This window comes from Caulobacter sp. AVps16 (assembly GCF_058681455.1).
The window spans coordinates 2,710,397-2,734,018 of the sequence record NZ_CM178739.1; the positions used below are offsets into that span (position 1 = coordinate 2,710,397).

A 23,622-nucleotide genomic window follows, 5' to 3' on the forward strand; every position below is an offset into this window, starting at 1 on the left:
CCCGCCGACCGCTTGTCGGGACCGGGAATCATTCGGCCATGTGATCCTGGGGACTGCGCGAATTGGGTTGCTTGAAAACATGTTGCGTCACGCTTTGATCATCGAAGACGAAATCCTGATCGCCCTGGAAGTCGAGGTCCTGCTTCGCGACCAGGGTTTCACCTCGATCGACGTGGCGGACAATGCCCGCGACGCGCTCGACCTGGCCCTTCGCCACAGGCCAGACCTGATCACGGCCGATTACCGCATTGTCGGCGGCACCGGCGTGGATGCGGTCTCGGCGATCATGGCCCATCTGGGACCCATTCCGGTGGTCTATGTCACCGGCAATGCCGCCTCGGTCTCAAGCGGCGGCAGCAACCAGGTGGTCGAAAAGCCTGTTTCGCCGACCCGGCTGGCCCGGGCCTGCCAGGTCGCCACCCAATCAGCCGCTTGAGCCGCCTCAGCCCCTACCAGTAGCCCGCCATGATTTCGGCGGCCCAGGGCGGCTGGCGCAGGGGTTCACGCGGCAGGAAGCCCTGCATGGCGGGCTTGATGTCGAGGACCGGTGTGCCGTCCACGGCGTCCAGCCCCTCGACCTCGACCGACAGCCCCTTCACGCTGATGAGCCTGCAGGTGCAGAGGCCCAGCCGGTTTGGCCGGTTCTTGCCGCGCTGGGCAAAGATCCCGACCAGAGGCCAGTCCGGGCGACCGCGCGGCCGCCGCGCGCCGAACTCGATCTTCTCGTCCGGCACCCGGTCGAAGACGAAGATGACCTCGATGTGGGAAAAGTCCTCAAGCCCGGCCAGCGCCTCGGCGGAAAAGCGATCCGGGTCGAGCTCGAGGGTCGCCCGGCTGCCGCCCCAGTCGTCATCGATGACCTCGGCGCGACCGCCCCGCACATGGGCTATGGGCACAAGATTGATCTGATCCACCATGACGTCCTCCAGGCGCCGCGCCCAGGGCACACAGGGTCAAGGGCGGTCGCGACAGATCCGGAGGGTCGGCCAAGCCTTTTGCCTTGGCAAGTCAGATCGCATTCGGTGCCGCGCAGGAATCCCTTGCCCCGTCAGCACGCCGCCGTTGGTGCGCCATAGCGCGTATGGATCACCGTCGGCGGCGCTGTGCCGTGCAGATGGATGACGGTCATCTTGTCGTAGTCGCAGTCGGTAATCGCCTCGGGAGCGGGGTCGCCGAGGGCCCTGGCGATATTGCCGACCGTGTTGCTGTGACCCACGATCAGCACTGTGGCCTCGACCGGTACCGCGCGGGCCAGATCGGCCACCCGGCCGGCATGGACCTGATCGCCGCCGTCAAAGGGCACGGCCACAGGCTCGATCCCGGCAGCCTGGGCAGTGGGCTGACCCGTCTGGCCCGTACGCTTGAGCGGCGTCACCAGCACCCGGACGACCTGTCCGCCCGAGAGCGCCTGGGCCAGGGCCTGGGCCCGCACCTGACCGGCCGGCGACAGGTCCGGGTCACCGCTGGGCGCGGCCTTTTCGGCGTGGCGGACGATGACCACCGTCTGGGCCAGGCCCGGCGAAGCCGCCAGGAGGGGAACGAGGGCGAGAGCGACGATGCGACGGATCATCCCGGCAGCCTAGCATGGGTGCCCTTGCCGGCAAGCGGAGCGAAGGGCGCAGCGCGACCAGGCGCCCGAAATCCAGGCCCGATGCGGTTCCGGATTGATCTTACAAGTCCAATGAAGTCATCTGACCACTCATGCGCACCCTGCTCCAAACCTCCAAGTTCCACCTCGTTGCCCTCGCCCTGGCCGCCGCAGTTTTCGCCGGCCCGATCCGGGCCGAAGAGATCCCCCGCCTGGCCTCGCAGGGCGATGCGACCCAGTTGCTGGTCGACGGCAAGCCGTTCCTGATCCTGGGCGGAGAGCTGGGCAATTCCACGGCCTCAAGCCTGCCCTATCTGGAAAAGCAGTGGCCCACCCTCAACGCTCTGGGGCTCAACACTGTTCTGGCCCCGGTCGAATGGGACCAGATCGAGCCCGAGGAGGGGCGCTTCGACTTCACCGTGATCGACGGGGTGATCGCCCAGGCCCGCGCCCATGACACCCGGCTGGTCCTGCTGTGGTTCGGCGCCTGGAAGAACAGCATGTCGACCTATGCGCCGGCCTGGGTGAAGCGCGACGGCAAGCGCTTCCCCCTGGCGCGCTCGGCCGAGGGCAAGGTCCAGGAGATCCTCTCGCCCGCCAGCCCGGCGACCCTGGCCGCCGACACCAAAGCCTTCGCGACCATGATGGCCCACCTGAAGGCGGTGGATGGCGACCGGCGGACAGTGATCATGGTCCAGGTCGAGAACGAGATCGGCATGCTGCCCTCGGCCCGGGATCACTCGCCGCTGGCGGAGGCCGAGTTCCGCAAACCTGTGCCGGCCGCCGTTCTCAAGGCCCTTGGAAAGACGGAGGGGGGAAAGACCGGCTCGGGCAGCTGGGAGCAGGTGTTCGGCAAGAGCGACGCGACCGACGAGCTGTGGCAGGCCTGGTCGTTCGGGCGCTTTGTCGAAGGGCTCGCGAGCGCGGGCCAGAAGGCCTACCCGCTGCCGATGTATGTCAATGCGGCGCTGAACAAGCCCGGTGTCGCCCCTGGCGGCTATCCCAGCGCCGGGCCCCTGCCCCACCTCCATGAGGTCTGGAAGGCGGCGGCACCGTCGGTGTTCCAGGCCCCCGACATCTACTATCCCGACTTCACACATTGGGCGGCCCGGTACGACCGGCCGGGCAATCCTCTGTTCCTCCCGGAGGCGGACCGGGCGGGCAAGGCCGAGGCTCCGGCCAATGCCTTCTGGGCGATCGGCGAGCATGATGCCATCGGCTTTTCTCCCTTCGCGATCGAGACCGTGAGCGACCCGTCTGCCAATCCGCTCGCCGGGGCCTATCGACTGCTCCGCGAACTGACCCCGACGATCCTGGCGCACCAGGGCAAGGGCGTGATGCGCGGCTTCCGCCCACCGGTCAGCTTCGAGGGCGTGGTCGATGCGGCACCGCAGAGCGTGGCAATGGGCGACTGGACGCTGAAGGTCTCGTTCGTCGACCCCTGGACACCGAAGGACAGGCAGGCCTTCGAGACCCATGGGGGTCTGGTGATCCGCCTGTCTGACGACGAGTTTCTCGTCGCCGGCTCGGGCCTCACCCTGACCTTCGGAGACGGCGTAGGCCTTGAAAAGGTAACCGAGGGCCATTTCGTCGACGGCCAGTGGGTCGAAGGTCGCTGGCTGAATGGCGACGAGACCCACCAGGGCCGGCACGTCCGGCTGGAGCCGCGCCGGTTCCAGATCCAGAGGGTGAAGCTTTATCGGTATTGAGGCGGCCGGCTCAGCAGCGCCCCCTCCGTCACGTCGCCTATCGGCGCCGCGCCACCTCCCCCGCACGCTTCGCTACGGGGCAGGAGAAGAACAGCGCAACCCTCCTGCCCCGTGAAACGGGGGAGGTGGCGCGATGCGAATACGCATCGTGACGGAGGGGGCGTTCGGCGCCAAACTCAACCTATGAGGCCCAAGAAAGACGCCCACACCAAAGCCAAGGCTCTACGCAAGGTCATGACGCCGCCCGAGACCCTCCTTTGGTCGCGCCTGAGATCACGCCAACCCGGCGGCCCACGCATTCGGCGTCAGCATGCGGTTGGGCCCTATATCGCCGACTTCTACTGCTCCGACGCGCGCCTGGTGATCGAGATCGATGGCTGGTGTCACAACATGGGCGACCAGCCTGAGCACGACGTTCGGCGCGATGCCTGGATGGCGGCTCGAGGACTGACCGTGGTGCGGTATCCGGCCTCCGCGGTACTTGCGGACCCTACCGGCGTGGCCGATGGAATCTGGGATACCTGCATCGACCTGATGCGACGACGGGCGGCTCAGCACGCCCCCTCCGTCACGGCGCTTCGCGCCGTGCCACCTCCCCCGCAAGCGGGGCAGGAGAAGAGCGATTGAGGTCCTACTTCGCCCCGTTCGCGTAGACCCCGAACATGGCCCCCACGAACCCGCCGGCCTTCCTGGTCGACAGTATCGTCCCGTCCGCTCCGGCCTTGAGGACCTTCCAGTCCCCCGGCTTTGCGGCATAGGCGAAGTCGTACTCGCCGGCCCGTGCCGTGATCTTCAGATCGACAGGACCGGTTCCGGTCAGGGGCGCCTCGGCGACCACCATGCCGTCGACGGGTTCTCCCGCGCCGGCCCTGCGCTCCAGCCGCAGGACCGGCTTGCCGCCCGAGCGCACCACGCCCAGGAAGTAGAAGAACTCATCGCTCTGCAGGGCGGTCAGGCCCGCGCGATCACCGTCAGCGGTCGGCGCGAAGTCCACCGTCACCTGGGCGGTGGCGTTGATGTGCTGCTGGCGGCGGCCCCAGAACGAGGGCTGGTCGGTCAGCTTGTCCGGGCGGGCCTTCAGGGTCAGGGCCCCCTGGCCCACGCTCCACCAGCGTTCGGTCGGAATGCGGAGGGTCATCCAGTTCAGAGGCAGTTCGGGACCCGCAAAGGTCTCCGCGGCCTGGAAGGCCCCGGTCGTGGGGGGCGGCAGGACCTTGGGCGCGGGCAGGTTCGGGGCCGTCGCCGCATAGGGGATGGTCTTGCCATTCTCCAGGATCACCGGCCAGCCGTCCTTCCACTCGACGGGCAGCAGGAAGGTCTCGCGGCCGGTATTGTAGAGGTCGTCGCCATAGGGCCGCACCGCCAGGAAGGTCGCCCACCACCGGCCGTCCGGGGTGTCGACGAGATCGGCATGACCCGCCGAGGTGATCGGCAGGGGACGATCCCTCGGCAGGCCACGCTGGGTCAGGATCGGGTTGTTGGCATAGGGCGTGTAGGGGCCGGTGACGCTCCGGGACCGCAGGGCGACCTGGCTGTGGCCCTCGGCCGTGCCGCCCTCGGCGGCGGTCAGATAGTACCAGCCGTCCTTCCTGGTGATGTGCGGCCCCTCGGGCCAGATCGGCTTGGTCGATGGGTCTACGCCCTTGTCCAGCAGCACGGTGCGCGGGCCGATCGTGACCCTGGCCTTGGGGTCGTATTCCTGGATCCAGATGGCGCGGTGGCCCTGATACTCGGCGGGTCCTGGCGGCGCGTCATTGTTGAGGATCCAGGCGCGACCATCCTCGTCGAAGAAGATCGAGGCGTCGATGCCGCCGACCGTCGGCAGCCAGACCGGATCCGACCACGGGCCCTTGGGATCCTTGGCCGTGATCAGGAAATTGCCCTGGCAGTCGACGCAGGTGTTGAGGATGTAGAACGTGCCCTCGTGCTCCTCGATGGCCGGGGCGAACACGGCGCGCGACAGGCCCAGGCGCTTGAAGTCGAGCATGCCGGGACGGCCGATGGCGTTGCCGATCTGCGTCCAGTGGACAAGGTCGGTCGAGTGCCAGACCGGCAGGCCGGGGAACCAGGCGAAGGTCGAGTTGACCAGATAATAGTCGCCGCCCACCCGCGTGATGCTGGGGTCGGGATAGAAGCCCTTGAGGATCGGATTGCGGTACTGGCCTGGGGCCAGGACGACCTGGGCGTCTACCGGGTCTGCGCCTTCATAGGTGAAGTTGCGAAACTCGGCCTGGCCGGGCTTGGGCGCGGCCTGGGCGACGCTCACCGAAAGGGCCAGGGCGAGTGCGGTCAGGGTCGGGCGGATCATTCAAGAACTCCACTGGGTTGTCACTGCCCCCCTCCGCGCTGCGCGCTCCTCCCCCGGAGGGGGAAGATGAGAGCGCCTTCCCCCTCCGGGGGAGGACGACCGCGATAGCGGTCAGGAGGGGGTCTGCAGCATTGGCCTCTATCGCGCCGGCGCCGCCTTCAGTGCTGCCGCAACAGCCTCGCGCAGGGGCTTGGGCTGGTAGTTGTCGTCATAGAGCGTCGGGCGTTTGGCTTTGCCGTCCTGTCGCGGCCACTGGCCCTGCAGCCAGGAGTACTTGTCGACCATGCCCCAGGCGAGAACCTCCTTGGTCTGACGATAGGACAGCATCAGGTCGAGATAGCCCTTGGCATAGGCCGCCACGGCGGCGTCGCGCGGGGCGAAGTCATAGACCAGCCCCTTGTCGTGGACGTCGAATTCGGTGACCAGCAGGTCATAGCCCATACCGGTGGCCTCATCGAGGAAGGCGCGCCATTCCTGCTCCTGCGGCTTGCCGAAACCGGTGAAGCTGTCGGCGTTTTCGGCGCCGATATGGGCCTGGACGCCCAGGGCATCCACGGGTGTCCCGCGCTTGCGGAACCCTTCCAGCAGCTTGAGCACGCCGTAGCGGTGCTTCTCGTTGCCGACCTCCCAGCTCATATAGTCGTTGTAGACGAGGCGAGCCTTGGGCGCGGCCGCACGGGCCGTGTGGAAGGCCAGGTCCAGGGTCGGCTCCCGGCCCAGGATGTCGGACAGGACCGTGTTGCGCACCGAGCCGTCGGCGGGGTCTACGGTCTCGTTGACGACATCCCACGAGATCATCTGCGGATAGCGCTGGCAAAGTCGAGTGATGTGTTCCGTCAACAGGGCTTCGGCGGCGAGCTTGGGCTGGGCCCCGAAATCATGGGTCTTGATCCAGGCCGGGAACCATTGCGGATGGTGCCACAGCAGGGTGTGACCGCGCAGGGCCTGGCCATTGGCCTTGGCAAAGGCGGCGATCCGGTCGGCGCGTTCGAAGGCGAAACTGGCCGGTCCGGCGGCGCGGACGACATACCACTTCAGCTCGTTTTCGGGGACGAGCAGGCCGCACTCCTCCGCCAGGATCTGACGGTAGCGGCGGTCTTCGAAGGAGCCGGTCAGGGCACCGACCGGTCCGGCACCGACGGCGCTGCCGAACTGCAGTCCCTTGTCGCGAGCCAGGCTGGCCAGGGAGGGCCCGGTGGCGGCGAAGGCCGGAAAGCCGGACAGGGCACCGGCGGCGAGGCCCAGGCCGAGCGCCTGTCGGCGCGAAGGGGCCGGAGAGTTTGGGCGCATCGACGGAGCCTTCAGAAAAAACCGCGCACCGCCAGAGACGATGCGCGGAAAGGAGGAGCTGCAAGTGTATCCGGGCTCTGACAGAGCCCATTTCCGAAAGTCGCGCCGGCCCAGAGGAGACCCGACCGGCGCGGCTCGCGGAAACCTAGAAGCTCGCGCGCATCACGAAGGTGTAGCGGCGATCATTCATGAACCAGGAACGACCGGTCTTCAGCAGGCTGCTGTTGAGGACCTGGCTGGTCATGGTGGTTTCGTTCAGCAGGTTCACGCCCTGGACGCCGATCTTCACCTTCGGATTGACGGTGTAGAAGAACGAGCCGTCCAGCTGGCCGGTCGCCTCGTTCATGATCGGCGCATAGGGCACGATCACGTCGCGGACGGTCAGCAGGAAGTCCGAGCGCCAGTTGTAGGCCAGACGGGCCGAGATCGGACCCTTCTCATAGATGGCCGCGAAGTTGGCATTGTGCTTGGACAGACCCTGCAGCGGCAGCTTGCTGGTGTCGACCGTGGTCACACGGCCGGCCGCCACGTCGGGATCGGTGGCCGACAGCGTGCTTTGCGGCACGCCATTGCTCTCGATGTAGGAGTAGTTGGCATTGATGCCGAACCCGTCCAGCGGCTTGGGCAGGAAGTCGTAGAACTGCTGGTAGCCGATCTCGAAGCCCTTGACCTTGGCCTTCTTGTCGGAATTGCCCGGCGTGGTCGTGACGACATCGAAGGTTGCGCCGTTGTTGGTGAACGGCACGCGCTGGGTCGTGTTGGTCGCGACGTCGGTCAGTTCCTTGTAGAAGGCCGCGAAGGTCAGCGAGCCGACCGAGGCGAAGTACCACTCCACCGAAGCATCCAGATTGGTCGACTGGGTGGGCTTCAGGCCAGGATTGCCGACGGTGACATTGCCGCTGGGCCGGCCGTTGGAAATGCCGTCGGCATTGGTGTTCAACGACAGGTTATAATAATTGCGGGTCAGACCGATATCCGGCGGCGCCAGGGTCTTGGACGCGCCGAGGCGGTACTGCAGACCATTGGGCATGACCACCTTCACATTGAAGCTGGGCAGCCAGTAGTTGAAGTCCTTGCTTTCGGTGGTCGGGGTGACAGCCCCGTTGGCCCAGGCCCGGGCCGCAGCGCGCACCGACGGTGCCAGCTGACAGAACGGGGTAGGAGCCTGGCCAATCGGCACGATGGCGCACTGGGCATCCGTCGTGAAATTGGTGTTCGGGAAGGCCAGGAAGCCGTCGGCCTCGCGGGTGGTCGAGGTGTAGCGCAGGCCGATATTGCCGCTGACCCGGGCCGCACCAAGGTCACCCTTGAAGCGCGTCACCACATAGGCCGCCTTGTTGACTTCGTTGACCGGGTTGATTTCCTGCGGAAGGAACGGTGTTCCGGCGATGGTGTTACAGCGCTTGGCCAGGGGCACCCAGTGCTGCGGGCATCCATTGGCCCCATTGCGCGGCTGCCATTCATCACCGACCAGCAGGGCGAAGTCGGACAGGGTCTTGTAGTCGGTCGCCGCATTGCCGGCATAGAACAGACGCGCGTCGGTTCCGGTCGGCAGCGGGGTCTGGCCGCGCATGAAGTTGGGGAAGCCCCACAGTTCCGCAGCGCTGGCGGTGGTCGAACCGGCTGCGCCGAGCGGGTTGCTGTCGACGATGCCGTCGACCTTGTCGTCGAGCCAGACCGGGCCGTTATTGCCCCAGATTTCGCTGAGCACGCCCCAGTTATAGGTCGAGAAGCGCGTGGTCTGGTCGCGTTCAGCCCAGCGCACGCCGGCCTTAACCGAGTCAAACCAGGTGTCGTCGTTGAACTTGTATTCGACGTCGACCTTCAGCGAGTCCTCGGTACCTTCGGACTGCTCGATGTGGTCCATCGCCGAGCGCCAGAAGTGGTTGTACGGATCGCTCAGATTGGCATGGGTGCCACGGCCATAGGACGGGCAGTTGTTGTTGATCGGCAGGCAGTTCGACGGGGTCAGGCCATTGCCCGGCAGCGAGAAGGCCACCGTCGGCAGATCATTGCCGTTCAGGGTGATGGCGGCGTTCTGGAAGCTGGAGGTCCAGATGCCGACATCGATATTGTCGACCTTGGAGTCGACGTGCTGGGCGTCGAACTGGAAGCCCCAGTTGTCGTTCGGGGTCCATTTGAAATTGAAGCCGTAGTCGCTGGTCAGGTAGGTCTGAGCAACGTCGCGGCGGATGTTGTTCGACTGCAGACCGTCGATCGGCGTGCGCGGATCGGAGAACTGGTCCGAACGCCAGCCGGTGGTGCCGGTGATGGCCCCGTTGGTAAACACGCCGCTGCCGTCATAGCTGAAGGTCGTGCCGGCGACAGCGCGCGAGTCGCCATTGCTGGTCACGTTGTCAGTGGCGATTTCCATCGCGTGCTCGGTCCAGGCCGAATTGGACTCTGAACGCAGGTACTGGAAGGCCGCTTCCATGGTGCCGTCGGTGCTCTTCCACTGCACTGCGGCCGCAGCGCCCTGGCGCTCGCGATCGGTGTTGGTGGAGCGGAACGCCGCACCGCGCGGGAACCACACGCCCTTGGTGCCGTTGCCGCAGTCACCGCTGGTGACGCCCAGATTGGTGCGGCAGCCGAAGTTCGACACCTGGATTGCATCGCTGCGGGTCGACAGCTCGGAATTGACGTAGCTCAGCAGCAGGCCGAACTCGCCGACATTGGTGTCGAAACGGTCGCTGTAGAGGAAGGAATAGGTCGGCTTCCACGACTTGACCATGTCGCCATAGCTGGCCTCGGCCGAGAGCGAGAGCAGGCGCTTGTTGCTGTCGAACGGCAGGCGCGTGCGCAGGTTGACGGTACCCGAGATGCCGCCCTCGATCATGTCGGCCGAGGGGCTCTTGAACACGTCGACGCCGCCCATCAGTTCCGAGGGAACGTCGGCGAAGCTGAGGATGCGGCCGTTATTGGCCGAGAAGGTGTCGCGGCCGTTCAACTCGGAACGCACGAAGTTCAGACCACGCACCACGACGCCCGAGCCTTCGACCGAGAAGTGGTCAGGGTCGACGCCGGCGGCAAAGCGGTTGATCGACACGCCGGGCACGCGCTGCAGGGCTTCCGTGACCGAGCGGTCCGGGAGGGCGCCGATGTCTTCAGCGGTGATCGAGTCGCCGATGATCTCGGACGACTGCTTCAGCGCCTGGGAGCTCTTCAGGCTCTGGCGGATGCTGGTCACCACCACCGTATCGACTGCGACAGGATCGTCAGCCTTGGCCGCGGTCTGAGCGAAGGCCGGCCCGGCGAAGATCGCCGCACCCAGCGCCACGGCGGATGCGCCGCACTTCAGACCCGACATCAATGAATTTTGCCCGCGCTGCGCGGACGGCCTCTGAACAGAGCCCATGCGTCTCACCTCCCCGTTTTTCAGCAGCGCAACGTTAGCGCTACCATTGGTCATGTTACCGTGACCATTATTGGTCAGATCATATGACAGATCACCGGCTGTCAAGCGTTGCCACACAGGCCCGGCTCACGTAGCTGTGCAAAGGGGAGAGATCTTGAACGAGCGCCTTGGGGGCCTTGTCGCCTGCACGACACATGATCCCAGGCTAGCTCGGCCTACCGTTTCCCCCCGATGGTTTGACCACCTGAACCGGATCTTGCCGTCCGGATGAAGTTACGATGACGCTTAAAGACAGCGTTGTCAATTTCGACTTTGTCCCTACGGTCACATTGAGAAACAGCCCTGCGGAGACAGGGTGGAGGGAAGCCGGAATGGATGAGAACGGCAGGACGGGCGAGGCGATCCGCAGGATCGTCATCGTGGGCGGCGGAACGGCGGGCTGGATGACCGCAGCCGGGCTCAGCGCCGTTCTGGATGGCACCCGGATTGCCATCGACCTCGTCGAATCGGCCGAGATCGGCACCGTCGGCGTGGGCGAGGCCACCGTGCCCCACATCCGCAATTTCAACGCCAAGCTCGGCCTCGACGAGGCCGACTTCATGCGCAAGACCCAGGCGACCTACAAGCTGGGCATCGAGTTTCGCGACTGGGGCCGCAAGGGCGAGAGCTACATCCACCCGTTCGGGGCCTTCGGTCAGCCGCTGGGCGGCGTGGCCTTCCACCAGCACTGGCTGCGGGCGCGGCAAAGGGGCGAGGCCGACTCGATCGAGGCCTACAGCCTGCCGATCATCGCCGCCCGGCTGAAGAAGTACGCTCCGCCGGCTACCGACCCGCGCTCGCTCGGATCGACCTTTTCCTATGCCTACCAGTTCGATGCGGCGCTCTATGCCCAGTATCTGCGGGCCTATGCCGAAGCGCGCGGCGTCAAGCGCACCGAAGGCAAGATCCAGGACGTCAGCCTGGACGGCGAGACCGGCTTTGTTCAGGCCGTGATCCTGGAGAGCGGCCAGAGGATCGAGGGTGACCTGTTCATCGACTGCTCGGGCTTCCGCGGGTTGCTGATCGAACAGGCCCTGAAGACCGGCTACGAGGACTGGACCCACTGGCTGCCGTGCGACCGCGCCGCCGCCGTGCCCTGCGACTCGGTCGAACCTCCGACTCCCTATACCCGCGCCACCAGCGATGATGCCGGCTGGCGCTGGCGCATTCCGCTGCAGCACCGGGTCGGCAACGGCTATGTCTATTGCAGCCACTATATCAGCGATGACGAGGCGGCCCGGGTGCTGGTCTCCAAGCTGGACGGCAAGGCGCAGCAGGATCCGCGCTTCCTGCGCTTCACCACCGGCCGCCGCAAGAAACAGTGGAACCGCAACGTCGTGGCCATCGGCCTGGCTTCGGGCTTCCTGGAACCGCTCGAAAGCACCAGCATCCACCTGATCCAGCTGGCCGTCTCGACCCTGCTGGAACTGTTCCCCGAGCGCGGCTGCGCCGCCGCCGACCAGGACGAGTATAACCGGGTCATGGACCTGGAGTTCGAGCGCATCCGCGACTTTCTGGTGCTGCACTACCATGCCACCCAGCGCGACGACTCGGCCTTCTGGCGCGACAAGGCCGCCGCCCCGATCCCCGACAGCCTGGCCTACAAGATGGAGCTGTTCCGCGACCGGGGCGTGGTGGTGAAGTATCGCGACGGCTTCTTCCTCGAGCCCTCCTGGCTGGCCGTCTATCTGGGCCAGAACATCCTGCCGCGCGGCTACGACCCCATGGCCGACGCCATTGATCCGGCCGAGGCGGCCCGCAAGCTGGCCGAACTGAAGGCCGCCGTGCAGCGTACCGCCGAGGCCATGCCCGATCACCAGGCCTTTCTCGAGCGGTTCTGTGATGCGCGGGGAGCGGCATGAGCCCTCCCCCTCTCGGACGGATCGCCATCATCGGCGGTGGTGTCGAAGCCTGGATGACCGCCGCAGGCCTGGCCCGCGCCACCGGCCGGCAGGCGCAGATCCGGGTCGTCGAGACCGGCCCGCCGGCAACCGGGGCCCTCTCCACCCTGCCCGCCTTGCGGTCGTTTCACGGCCTGCTGGGCCTGGACGAGGCGGCGCTGATGAAAGCCACCCAGGCGACCTTCCGGCTGGGCACCCAGTTCAGTGGCTGGACGCCGGGCACGCAGTTCTGTGATGCCTTCGGCGAGATCGGAGCCAATCTCGACGGGGTGGGCTTCCACCACTACTGGACCCGGCTTCGCCAGACCGGCGACCGGAAGCCGCTGGACGACTACAGCCTGGCGGCGGTCATGGCCCGGCAGGGCCGGTTCTCCGGCCCTTCGGGAGATCCGCGGTCGCCGCTCTCGACACTGGCCTATGGCCTGCATCTGGATGCCGGCCTCTACACGGCGGTGCTGCGGACCCTGGCCGTGCAGGGCGGCGTCATGGGCGGCCCGGGCGAGGTCGCTGACGTGATCCGCGACGGCCTGACGGGCGACATCCAGGCCGTCGTTCTCAGGGACGGCGAGCGGGTCGAGGCCGAGCTCTTCATCGACTGCACCGGACCGGCGGCCCTGCTGATCGGCGAGGAGCCCTTTGAGGACTGGTCAGGCCTTTTGCCCGCCGACCGGACAGTCCGGGTTTCGGCACCGACGCGGCGGGACTCGCCGCCCCTGACGGAAATCGAGGCCGCCGCAGAGGGCTGGCGCTGGCGCGTCCCGCTGCGCGGTCGCCTCGACGGCGGCCTGACCTATCGCTCAGACCTGACCCGCGACGAGGTGGCCGTCAGAGCGGCCGCCACGGGCCTGCCGAAGGAGGGCCTCTCCCAGCCGGAATTCCGCACCCTGCGCAACGGACGGCGGCAGCGGGCCATGGTCGGCAACTGTGTCGCGATCGGCGGCGCGGCCGGCATGGTCGAGGCGCTCGACACCGCCGAAATCCACCTGATCCAGAGCGGGATAACCCGGCTGATCACCCTGTTTCCGCGTCCGGGCGGCTCGCCGGTGGCGGCGCAGGAATATAATCGCCTGGGCGCGGAGACCTTCGAGAGGGTCCGCGACATGGCCATCCTGCACTATCGCCGGGCCGGCCGGCGCGATGGAGCGATCTGGGATCTGGGGCGAGACGCGCCCGTTCCCGACGCCCTGGCCTACCGGATCGCCCAGTTCGAGAGCCGCGGCCGGGTGGTGATGTATGACGAGGAGACCTTCCTTGAACCCAGCTGGATCGCCGCCCTGATCGGCCACGGCGTACTGCCCCGGCGGCATGATCCGCTGGCCGACCGGATGCCGCTGGAGCGCCTGAAGGCCACGACCGAACGCATGCGGACGATCTTCAGCCAGACGGCCGACCGCCTGCCGACCCATACAGAGGCGCTGGCGCGAACGGCCCATGCCTGAACGCCCCCTCCGTCACGTCGCCTGTCGGCGCCGCGCCACCTCCCCCGGGCGCTTCGCTGCGGGGCAGGAGAAGAGTAGCTTCACCCTCCTGCCCCGCTTGCGGGGGAGGTGTCGCGCTGCGAATACGCGGCGTGACGGAGGGGGCGTCGCCGCGCGTCCGTTTCCACGACCTTCCGGAAGTCGCCCATGAACACCAACCCGGTCCGCAAGGTTCTGATTGTCGGCGGCGGCACGGCGGGCTGGATGACGGCGGCCGCCCTGGCCAAGGTCCTGCGCGGCGTGGAGGTGAGCCTGATCGAGAGCGACGCCATCTCCACCGTCGGGGTGGGCGAGGCGACCATCCCGCCGATCAACACCTTCAACCAGATGCTGGGCATCGACGAAGCCGATTTCATGCGCTCGACCCAGGCCAGCTTCAAACTGGCCATCGAGTTCGTCGACTGGACCAGGCCCGGCTCGCGCTACCTGCACCCGTTCGGGGCCTATGGCCTGGATATCGAGGCCATCAAGTTTCACCAGTTCTGGCTGAAGGCCCGCGCCCAGGGGTCGACCCAGCCCCTCGACGACTTCAACCTGTCGGCCACGGCGGCACGCATGGGCAAGTTCATGCTGCCCAGCAAGGACCCCGGCCAGGTGCTGTCGAGCCTGAAATACGCCTTCCATTTCGATGCCGGGCTCTATGCCCGCTACCTGCGCCGCTATGCCGAGGCGCGCGGGGTGGTCCGGCGCGAGGGCAAGGTCGTGGACGTCAGCCTGCGGGGCGAGGACGGGTTCATCACGTCGGTCACGACCGATGATGGCACCGTGCTCGAGGCGGATCTGTTCATTGACTGCTCGGGCTTCCGGGGCCTGCTGATCGAACAGGCCCTCGACACCGGCTTCGAGGACTGGGGCCACTGGCTGCCCAATGACCGGGCCGTGGCCATGCCCTGCGAGACCGGTGGTGACGGCCTGACCCCCTATACCCGCGCCACGGCCGATACGGCCGGCTGGCGCTGGCGCATCCCGCTGCAGCACCGCACCGGCAATGGCTATGTCTATTCCAGCCGGCATCTCGGCGACGACGAGGCCGTAGCGCGTCTGCGCGCCACCCTGGACGGGCCGGCCCGCGCCGAGCCCAATTTCATCCGCTTCCGGGCCGGACGGCGCAAGCAGATCTGGGTCAAGAACTGCGTCGCCATCGGCCTGGCCTCGGGCTTCCTCGAACCGCTGGAAAGCACCAGCATCCACATGATCCAGGCCGGGATCACCAAGCTGCTGGCCCTGTTTCCCGACCGGGGTTTCGACCCCGTCGAGATCGCCGAGTACAACCGCCTAACCATCCTGCAGACCGAGCTGATCCGGGACTTCATCATCCTGCACTTCAAGGCCAATGAGCGATCCGAGCCCTACTGGCAGCAGGCCCGCGACATGGCGATCCCCGACAGTCTGCAACACCGGATCGACCTGTTCGCCGCCCGGGGCCGGCTGTTCCCGACCGACTATGACCTGTTCGCCGAGCCCAGCTGGGTGGCGGTGCTGCTGGGCCAGAACATCCGGCCGCGCGCCTATGACCCTCTGGTCGATACCCTGGACGAGACCCTGGTCCGCAATCAGATGCAGCGCCTCGCCAGCCTGGTGCGCCAGACCGCCGAAGCCCTGCCCACCCATGAAGCCTTTATCGCCCGCTACTGCGCGGCGAGCGAAATCGAGAAACCCCGATGACCCGCGTCAACCGTCTTCGCAAGGTCGTCATCGTCGGCGGCGGCACCGCCGGCTGGATGACCGCCGCCGCCCTGGGCCGCTTCCTGACCCGCGACGGTCAGACGGAGGTCACCCTGGTCGAATCCGAGGCCATCGGCACGGTGGGGGTCGGCGAGTCGACCATTCCGCAGATCAATATCTTCAACCGCATGCTGGGTCTCGACGAGAACGACTTCGTCCGCAAGACCAAGGCCACCTTCAAGCTGGCCATCGAGTTCGTCGACTGGAAGGCGATCGGTCACAGCTACCATCACCCGTTTGGTCCCTATGGCGTCGACATGGAGGCCGTGTCGTTCCACGCCTACTGGCTGAAGCTGCATGGCATGGGCCTGGAGCCTGATCTCGGGGCCTATTCGCTCAATGCCGTGGCGGCCCAGCAGAGCCGGTTCATGCGTCCCAACGGACAGGCCAACTCGCCTCTGGGCGCGATCGCCTATGCCTTCCAGTTCGATGCCGGGCTCTATGCCCGCTACCTGCGGGACTATGCCGAAGCGCGCGGGATCGTGCGGCAGGAGGGCAAGATCGCCACGGTCCAGCAGGACGGCCTGACCGGCTTCGTGACCTCGGTGACCCTGGAGAGCGGCGCGGTCATCGAGGGCGACCTGTTCATCGACTGCTCGGGCTTCCGCGGCCTGCTGATCGAACAGACCCTGCAGACGGGCTATGAGGACTGGTCGAACTGGCTGCTCAATGACCGCGCCGTCGCCGTACCCTGCACCCTCGGCGGATCAAACGCCCCGGTGACCCGCGCCACGGCCCGGCCGGCCGGCTGGCAATGGCGGATCCCGCTGCAGCATCGGCTGGGCAATGGCTATGCCTATTCCAGCGCCCACATCAGCGAGGACGAGGCCACGGCCTATCTGCTGGCCCATCTCGACGGCGAGCCCCTGGCCGCGCCCAACCAGATCCGCTTCACCGCCGGCCGGCGCAAGAAGAGCTGGAACCGGAACGTGGTCGCCATCGGCCTGTCTGCGGGCTTCATGGAGCCTCTGGAGAGCCAGTCGATCCACCTGATCCAGGTCGGTATCGCCCGCCTGCTGGCCATGTTCCCCGACCGCGATTTCCACCAGCCGGACATCGACCGCTACAACCGGGTGATGGCCTTCGAATACGAGAAGATCCGCGACTTCATCATCCTGCACTTCAAGGCCACGCAGCGGAACGACACGCCCTATTGGGACTATCTGCGGGAAATGCCGATCCCCGATTACCTGGCCGACAAGATCGCCCTGTTCGAGAGCCATGGCCGGATTTTCCGCGAGAACGAGGAGCTGTTCAACGACACCTCCTGGTTCGCCGTCATGGTTGGTCAGGGCCTGCTGCCCGGGGGCTATGACCCGATGGTCGAGGTAATGGCCGAGGAGGAACTGGTCCGGCGCATGGCCGACATCAAGGCCGTGATCGCCCGCTCGGCCGAGGTGATGCCGGACCACTTTGACTTCATCCGGGCGAACTGTGACGCGATGCGGTAGGGCGCGACCGGGCCGAAGGACCCTTATTCGATCGCAAGGCCTTCGCCACCTATCTCGAGGGCCTCTCGGGTCTTGTCGCCAAGGCCTGCAACCAGACCCTGTGTCATATCGTCCCCTGGGATCTATTGCACTACAGGATGCGCTAACCCATGATCCAATTGGAAAATCAGGGGCCTTCGGCGACTCGGCATGGTGATCCTCGACAGTGTGCCAGATCTGGAGCAACGGCGGCTGGCGGCGCTGTGGGCGCTCGATATCCTCGATACGATCGAGGAAGAGGGCTTCAATGACCTGGTGACCGAGGTCTCCGAGACCTGCGGCACCCCGATCTCCCTGATTTCCCTGGTCGATGCTGATCGCCAGTGGTTCAAGGCGCGGGTCGGCATCGAAGATCAGGAAACCCCGCGCGACGTCGCCTTCTGCAGCCATACCATCCAGACCCCGTCCGTCTTCGTCGTCGAGGACGCAACCCAGGATCCGCGCTTTTCCGAAAATCCGCTGGTCACCGGCGTCACCGGGATCAAGGCCTATGCCGGAGCGCCCCTGACCACGGTCGACGGCCTGAGGATCGGCACGCTCTGCGCCATCGATACTCGACCCAAGGTCTGGACACCGCGCGAGCTTCGCTGCCTGGAGCGCCTGTCCCGTGTGGCCATGGCCCTGATGGAGGCGCGGGCCGGGGCGCAGATCGCCGCCGCCCAGATCCAGACCCTAGAGGACATGCGGCGCAGTGATCAGCGCTACCGCACGATCATTGCGGCCATGCGCGAAGGCGTGGTGCTGCAGGACCGGGCCAGCGTCATTGTCGAGCACAATGCCCATGCCGCGCGCCTGCTGGGCATGACCGAGGACCAGCTTGCCGGTCGCTCTTCGGTCGATTCGGACTGGAGCCTGATCGACGGCGACGGCATGCCCCTGCCCGTCGACCAGCAACCCTCGATGCAGTGCCTGAGCACCGGCAAGCCGGTTCTGGACTTCATGCTGGGCGTGAACCTGCCCCATGACGAGCGGCGCTGGCTGAACGTCAATTCCCTGCCGCTGCATGACGGGGATGACCCGACCCCGACCCAGACCCTGACCACCTTTGTCGACATCACCCAGCTGAAGCTGCAAGAAGCGGCCCTGATCGAGGCGGTCGATACCGCCGAGCGGGCCAGCGCCGCCAAGTCGACCTTCCTGGCCAATGTCAGTCACGAGATCCGCACGCCGCTGAATGGCGTCATTGCCCTGGCCAAGGCCCTATCGCGACTCGACATGCCCGATCGGCAGCGCGAGATGGTCGACATCATCGTCTCGTCAGGGGAGACGCTGGAGCGCATCCTCAATGACCTGCTCGACATCGCCAAGATCGAGGCCTCTCGCCTGGAACTGGAGATCGCGCCGTTCGACCTGAAGGCCGAGATCCTGACCTGCACCGATCTGATGCGCCTGCGGGCTGACGGCAAGGGCATCGGCTTTGATGTCCAGTTCTCGCCGGCGGCCGGCGGCCTGTTCCTCGGCGACGCCCTGAGACTGAGGCAGGTCGTGGGCAATCTGACCGCCAATGCCATCAAGTTCACCGACTCCGGCAAGGTCACGATCCAGGTCGAGGTGACCCCCACATCCGGCGATGACTGCCGGCTGACCATCACTGTCGATGACACGGGAGTGGGCCTCGACGAGGCCGTTCTGCCGCGGCTTTTCGAACGGTTCGTGCAGGGTGATGACACCATCACCCGGCGCTATGGCGGCACAGGACTGGGCCTGGCCATCTGCAAGAACCTCGTCACCCTGATGGGCGGCGAGATCGATGCGCAGGCCCTGCCCGGCCAGGGCAGCAGCTTCACCTTCAGCATTCCGCTCAAGCGCGCCCAGGCCGAGGGCACGGCCGCCGCTCCAACCCTGTGGTCCGATGTGTCGACGCCGAAGCTGGGCCAAAGCCTGCGCGTCCTGCTGGCCGAGGACCATCCGGTGAACCGCCGGGTCGTTGAGCTCCTGCTGGAACCTCTCGAGGTCGAACTGGTGATGGCCGAGAACGGGGCCGAGGCCCTGGAGCGGTTTGGCCAGTCGCCCTTTGACCTGGTGCTGATGGACATGCAGATGCCGGTCCTCGACGGACTTTCGGCCACCGCCGACATCCGCACATGGGAAGCGGCGCAGCAAAGGCCCCCTACCCCGATCATCATGATGACGGCCAATGCCTCGCCCGCCCATCGCGATCAGGCGATCGCGGCCGGGGCCAACGGGTTCATCACCAAGCCGGTCACCCCCGACACGCTCTATGCCGGCATCGACGCGGCCCTGGCGGTCAAGGTCGCTGCGGCCTGAGCCTGCACGACCCGGTCAGATCCCTGGCGCATAGGGAAAGCTGAGCCCCTGATAATAGTCCAGGGACTGGGGCGGCGGCGCTTCTCCCGCCGGTAGGGGGCGCTGCGAGAAGGTCTGGAACCAGGACACCGAGGCGTCACGCCACCACTGGGCCTCGCGGCGCTGGATCTTCAGGAAGGCGGTGACCTGACCGTGGCGCTCGGCATCGACATAGGGTGCCAGGTCGCCCCAGGTCTTGCCCATGGCGTCCACCCCGGCCACGCCGCGCGAATAGCGGGTGACGAGTCCCTCCCACAGGGTCTGGCCCGACTTCAGGCGATAGTCCCAGGGCAGGTGGTGGAACCACAGCAGGTCCTTTTCATCGACGCAGCGGAGGTCGGCGAAGCAGGCGCCGACGGCGGGAGCGTACTGGGCCACGGCATTGCTGCCCCGGGCCGTGCGGTCAAAGCCGATCCCGTCCGGCCCGGCCTTGGCGTAATAGACACTGGTCCAGTCGGCGCGCTCGCCTCCGGCCACCCAGGGCCCCGGGCCATAGTGATGGCTGCGGCCCATCTGGTGGTGCAGGCCCAGCGGGGTCATGTAGTCGACCACCGTCTCGCGCGAGCCCATCATCAGGTCGACCACCGGACCGACGAAGCGCGGATCGGGGCTGAAGGTCATCTTCGCCCAGTCGGCGGCGATGTCGCGGCTCGAGGCGTCAGGGTCCCAGGCGAGGCGGCCGAAGACGTACCAGTTAGCCTGGTCGAAATGCGAGCCGCTCCAACTTCTGTCTGTCCCAATGTTGGCGACGCCGGCCATGGCGGTCAGCTTGCGGCCGTCCAGGTCTCCGTCGATCACCCGGGCCACGGTCGAGCCCTTGCCCCGGGCCTGGGTGTCGGCGCGCAGGGTCTCCTCGTAGAGGGGGCCCAGATAGGCCAGATGGGTGGCGAAGCCGAGATATTCCTTGGTGATCTGGAACTCCATGCCGAGGTTCGACTTCGGCATGGCTCCGAACAGCGGATGGAACGGCTCGCGGGGCTGGAAGTCGATCGCGCCGTTCTTGACCTGGATGACCACATTGTCGCGGAACTGGCCGTCGAACGGCTTGAACTCGGCATAGCCCTGCTTGGCGCGGTCGTCGGGCTGCTCGTGCGAATAGACGAAGGCGCGCCAGATGACGACGCCGCCATGCGGGCCGACGGCATCGGCCAGCATGTTGGCCCCGTCAGCATGGGTGGCCCCATAGTCCTGCGGACCCGGCTGCCCTTCGGAATTGGCCTTGACCAGAAAGCCCCCGAAGTCGGGAATGACCTTGTAGATCTCGTCCGCCTTGGCCTTCCAGAACGCCCTGACAGCCGGGTCGCGCGGATCGGCCGTCTTCAGGCCGCCGATCTCGATCGGGGCGGAAAAGCGGGCCGACAGATAGACCCTGATCCCATAGGGCCGGAACACGGTGGCCAGGGCACCGGCCTTGGCGATCCAGGGGCCCGTCAGGCTCAGGGCCTTGGCGTTGACATTGTTCAGGACCGTCCCGTTGATCCCCAGGGAGGCATTGGCCCGGGCATAGTCGGCATAGCGGGGGTCGGCGTAGTCCGGCAGCTTCCACCAGTCCCAGATCGACTGGCCCGCATAGCCGCGCTCGACGGTGCGATCCAGATTGTCCCAGTGATTGAGCATCCGTAGCTTGATCTTCGGGGCCGAGACGATCGCCAGGTTATCCACAGGCTGGCGGGTCTGGATCAGGCTCAGATAGCGGAAGACGCCGTACAGAACCCCGATGTCGCGATTGGCGGCGATCACCGTGGCAGAGCGGCCGTCGAGGCTGACGGTCCGGATCAGATAGCCTTCCTCCCCCGCCGCCTTCAGCGGCAGGTCCAGGCCGGCTATGGCGGGCGAGCTCGCCGGCGTGCCGATCAGGATGACACGATCCGCGCCCGCCGTAGCCGCACCCACCAGACCCCGCAGGCCCCGCTCCAGCTCGGCGCGGGCGATCCTGAGGGTTGGGGTGTCGGCGACAGGGGCGATGGCGGTCGGGACATAACCCGCCCCGGCCTCGACCGGCCGGTAGCGCAGCCACAGGTCATGGCCGTCCTCGGCCCGGGCCGCCGGAGCGACCAGCAGGACCAGGCCGACAAGGATCGCAGAAAGCCGCATCCACTTAACTCCCAGATCAGTCTGCCCGTGCTCCCGGCCCTGGCCGGCACCCGCAGGTCGTGTACGCCCCGGCAGGAAAGAGGTCGGGACACCACTCTCTTATTGGTCATACCACTTGATTGACAACCCATGCCTCGCCGCTAAACCTTTGGGCGGGAGGAAACCTATCACACCGGCGCGCCGCCTGGCCGCGTCGCGCCAGGGTGTCCTGCCGGACCGCCCCCGACGAAAGCGCCCCATGTCCAAGATCATCGCCGCCAAGACCATCGTGACCTGCCCGGGCCGCAACTTCGTGACCCTGAAGATCATGACCGAGGACGGAACCTACGGGATCGGCGATGCCACGCTGAACGGTCGGGAACTGGCGGTCGAGGCCTATCTGACCGAACATGTCATTCCCTGCCTGATCGGTCGTGACGCGCACCAGATCGAGGATGTCTGGCAGTTCCTCTACCGGGGAGCCTACTGGCGTCGCGGGCCGGTGACGATGTCGGCCATCGCTGCCGTCGACATGGCGCTGTGGGACATCAAGGGCAAGGTCGCCGGCCTGCCGGTCTATCAGCTTCTGGGCGGGGCCTGCCGCACGGGCGTGATGGTCTATGGCCATGCCAATGGCGAGACCATCGACGAGACCCTGGCCAATGCCGCCGACTATGTCGAGCAGGGCTACAAGGCCATCCGCCTGCAGTCGGGCGTGCCCGGCCTGAAGGGGACCTATGGCGTCTCCAAGGACAGGTTCTTCTACGAGCCGGCCGACAGCGACCTGCCAAAGGAAACCCTGTGGTCGACCGAGAAATACCTGCGGTCCGCCCCGGACCTGTTCAGGGCCGCCCGCAAACGTCTGGGCTGGGACATCCACCTCCTGCACGACGTCCACCACCGCCTGACCCCGATCGAGGCCGCCCGGCTGGGCAAGGATCTCGAACCCTACCGGCTGTTCTGGATGGAGGACTGCACCCCGGCCGAGAACCAGGACGGATTCCGTCTGGTCCGCCAGCATACCACCACCCCCCTGGCCGTGGGCGAGGTGTTCAACTCGATCCATGACTGCAAGACCCTGATCCAGGAGCAGCTGATCGACTATATCCGCGCCACCGTCGTCCATGCGGGCGGGATCAGCCACCTGCGCCGGATCGCCAGCCTCGCCGACCTGCACCATGTCCGGACCGGCTGTCACGGGGCCACCGACCTGTCGCCGGTCAGCATGGCCGCCGCCCTGCACTTCGACCTGTCGATCCCCAATTTCGGCATCCAGGAATATATGCGCCACACGGCCGAAACCGACGCGGTCTTCCCGCATGCCTACAGTTTTGCCGACGGCATGCTGCATCCGGGCGAGGCTCCGGGCCTGGGGGTCGACATCGATGAGGACCTGGCCGCGACCTATCCCTACCGGCGCGCCTACCTGCCGGTCGCCAGGCGCGAAGACGGGTCGATGCATGACTGGTGAACCGCGCCACCGGCGCTCCGGCCTTTGGTAAAAGGGTGAGCCATGGTCGAGAATCTGCGCGATACTCGCAGCCGGACCGCCGCGACCCGGCACCCCTACCGTGCGAGACCTGAAGCACCGCCCATGGCTGACAACGTCAAGCTCTATCGCCGCATCGCCGACAGCCTGGCCGAGGCCATCGAGGCCGGTGAGTACAGGCTGGGCGACCGCCTGCCGACCGAGCGCGAACTGGCCGAACAGTTCGGGGTCAGCCGACCGACCCTGCGCGAGGCGCTGATTGCCCTGGAAATGCTCGGCATGATCGAGGCCCGCCACGGCCTGGGGATCTATGTCACCGGCAATGTCCGCCCCGTCGTGCCCTCGTCGGAAGTCGATGTCGACGTCGGAGCCTTCGAGCTGATCGAGGCCCGCCGCCTGTTCGAGGGCGAAGCCGCCGCCCTCGCCGCCACCAGCATCGACGAGGCCCAACTGGCCCAGCTGGAAGCGGCCATGGTCCGGATGCATGAGGAAGAGGAAATCGCCGGCGAAGAGGCCGACCGCGAATTCCACATGATCATTGCCCGGGCCACCGGCAATGGCGCGATCATTGCCACCATCGAGACCCTCTGGGACTGGCGAAACCGCTCGCCCCTGGCCCGCAACATCCTGGCCCGCGCCCGCGGCATGGGACTGGAGCCGCGGATCAACGAACACCGCCGGGTGTTCGAGGCCCTGCAGGCCCGCGATCCCGCCGCGGCGCGGCAAGCGATGCGCGACCACCTGGAGCGGGTGATCGAGCATCTGCTGCACGCCACCGAGACCGAGGCCGTCCAGCGCGCCCGGGAAGAAACCAGCGCCCGCCGCGACGCGCTCGCCAAGCGGGTGTCGATCTAGGGCCTGCCGCGCCGG

Annotated in this window: 16 protein-coding genes; 10 read left to right on the forward strand and 6 right to left on the reverse strand. The window is 66.6% G+C overall.

Annotated features, from left to right (window positions below; genetic code table 11):
- The first annotated feature begins 79 nt into the window (after nt 1-79).
- Nucleotides 80-436 carry a response regulator gene (locus tag ACW17U_RS13050; protein WP_062144511.1) on the forward strand — a complete coding sequence of 119 codons (357 nt, stop codon included), beginning with the start codon at nt 80-82 and terminating at the stop codon, nt 434-436.
- Between the two features lie 13 nt (nt 437-449).
- Here the strand turns inward: ACW17U_RS13050 and ACW17U_RS13055 are convergent, their stop codons facing one another.
- On the reverse strand, nt 450-917 hold the full coding sequence (locus ACW17U_RS13055; protein ID WP_492052952.1) for an SAM-dependent methyltransferase: 468 nt from the start codon (nt 915-917) through the stop codon (nt 450-452).
- Between the two features lie 131 nt (nt 918-1,048).
- On the reverse strand, nt 1,049-1,570 hold the full coding sequence (locus ACW17U_RS13060; protein ID WP_492052954.1) for a SixA phosphatase family protein: 522 nt from the start codon (nt 1,568-1,570) through the stop codon (nt 1,049-1,051).
- A 131-nt stretch (nt 1,571-1,701) separates the two neighbouring features.
- Between ACW17U_RS13060 and ACW17U_RS13065 the strand changes: the two genes are divergently transcribed.
- Both ACW17U_RS13065 and ACW17U_RS13070 read left to right on the forward strand, forming a co-directional pair.
- On the forward strand, nt 1,702-3,297 hold the full coding sequence (locus ACW17U_RS13065; RefSeq protein ID WP_492052956.1) for a GH35 family beta-galactosidase: 1,596 nt from the start codon (nt 1,702-1,704) through the stop codon (nt 3,295-3,297).
- A gap of 183 nt (nt 3,298-3,480) precedes the next feature.
- Nucleotides 3,481-3,924 carry an endonuclease domain-containing protein gene (locus tag ACW17U_RS13070; RefSeq protein WP_492052958.1) on the forward strand — a complete coding sequence of 148 codons (444 nt, stop codon included), beginning with the start codon at nt 3,481-3,483 and terminating at the stop codon, nt 3,922-3,924.
- A gap of 4 nt (nt 3,925-3,928) precedes the next feature.
- Here the strand turns inward: ACW17U_RS13070 and ACW17U_RS13075 are convergent, their stop codons facing one another.
- The 3 genes from ACW17U_RS13075 to ACW17U_RS13085 all read right to left on the reverse strand — a co-directional run bounded on the left by ACW17U_RS13075 (nt 3,929) and on the right by ACW17U_RS13085 (nt 10,250).
- A complete protein-coding gene (locus ACW17U_RS13075; protein ID WP_492052960.1) occupies nt 3,929-5,605 on the reverse strand; it encodes a glycoside hydrolase family 43 protein in 1,677 nt (558 codons plus the stop codon).
- A gap of 138 nt (nt 5,606-5,743) precedes the next feature.
- Nucleotides 5,744-6,895 carry an endo-1,4-beta-xylanase gene (locus ACW17U_RS13080; protein WP_492052962.1) on the reverse strand — a complete coding sequence of 384 codons (1,152 nt, stop codon included), beginning with the start codon at nt 6,893-6,895 and terminating at the stop codon, nt 5,744-5,746.
- 145 nt (nt 6,896-7,040) lie between these two features.
- Complete coding sequence (locus tag ACW17U_RS13085) at nt 7,041-10,250, reverse strand: TonB-dependent receptor (protein WP_492052964.1); 3,210 nt, start codon at nt 10,248-10,250, stop codon at nt 7,041-7,043.
- A gap of 371 nt (nt 10,251-10,621) precedes the next feature.
- Here ACW17U_RS13085 and ACW17U_RS13090 point away from each other — a divergent pair, with 371 nt between their 5' ends.
- The 5 genes from ACW17U_RS13090 to ACW17U_RS13110 all read left to right on the forward strand — a co-directional run bounded on the left by ACW17U_RS13090 (nt 10,622) and on the right by ACW17U_RS13110 (nt 19,151).
- Nucleotides 10,622-12,151 carry a tryptophan halogenase family protein gene (locus tag ACW17U_RS13090; protein WP_492052966.1) on the forward strand — a complete coding sequence of 510 codons (1,530 nt, stop codon included), beginning with the start codon at nt 10,622-10,624 and terminating at the stop codon, nt 12,149-12,151.
- Nucleotides 12,148-13,629: a tryptophan halogenase family protein gene (locus ACW17U_RS13095; RefSeq protein WP_492052968.1), complete on the forward strand. Its 1,482-nt coding sequence runs from the start codon at nt 12,148-12,150 to the stop codon at nt 13,627-13,629. Before ACW17U_RS13090 ends, ACW17U_RS13095 begins: the two co-directional genes overlap by 4 nt.
- A 186-nt stretch (nt 13,630-13,815) precedes the next feature.
- On the forward strand, nt 13,816-15,333 hold the full coding sequence (locus tag ACW17U_RS13100; protein ID WP_492052970.1) for a tryptophan halogenase family protein: 1,518 nt from the start codon (nt 13,816-13,818) through the stop codon (nt 15,331-15,333).
- Nucleotides 15,330-16,844, forward strand: coding sequence for a tryptophan halogenase family protein (locus ACW17U_RS13105; RefSeq protein WP_492052972.1), 1,515 nt, complete (start codon nt 15,330-15,332; stop codon nt 16,842-16,844). The genes ACW17U_RS13100 and ACW17U_RS13105 overlap by 4 nt, the downstream gene beginning before the upstream one ends.
- Before the next feature lie 189 nt (nt 16,845-17,033).
- On the forward strand, nt 17,034-19,151 hold the full coding sequence (locus tag ACW17U_RS13110) for a hybrid sensor histidine kinase/response regulator (protein ID WP_492052974.1): 2,118 nt from the start codon (nt 17,034-17,036) through the stop codon (nt 19,149-19,151).
- 15 nt (nt 19,152-19,166) lie between these two features.
- Here ACW17U_RS13110 and ACW17U_RS13115 read toward each other — a convergent pair whose 3' ends face one another.
- Complete coding sequence (locus ACW17U_RS13115) at nt 19,167-21,284, reverse strand: alpha-glucuronidase family glycosyl hydrolase (protein WP_492052976.1); 2,118 nt, start codon at nt 21,282-21,284, stop codon at nt 19,167-19,169.
- A gap of 238 nt (nt 21,285-21,522) precedes the next feature.
- On the opposite strand from ACW17U_RS13115, the gene manD reads away from it, so the two are divergent.
- Both manD and ACW17U_RS13125 read left to right on the forward strand, forming a co-directional pair.
- A complete protein-coding gene (gene manD / locus ACW17U_RS13120; RefSeq protein ID WP_492052978.1) occupies nt 21,523-22,734 on the forward strand; it encodes a D-mannonate dehydratase ManD in 1,212 nt (403 codons plus the stop codon).
- 123 nt (nt 22,735-22,857) lie between these two features.
- The gene (locus tag ACW17U_RS13125) at nt 22,858-23,607 is read left to right on the forward strand and encodes a FadR/GntR family transcriptional regulator (RefSeq protein ID WP_062144470.1); all 750 of its coding nucleotides are present in this window, start codon (nt 22,858-22,860) and stop codon (nt 23,605-23,607) included.
- Nucleotides 23,608-23,622 lie beyond the last annotated feature (15 nt).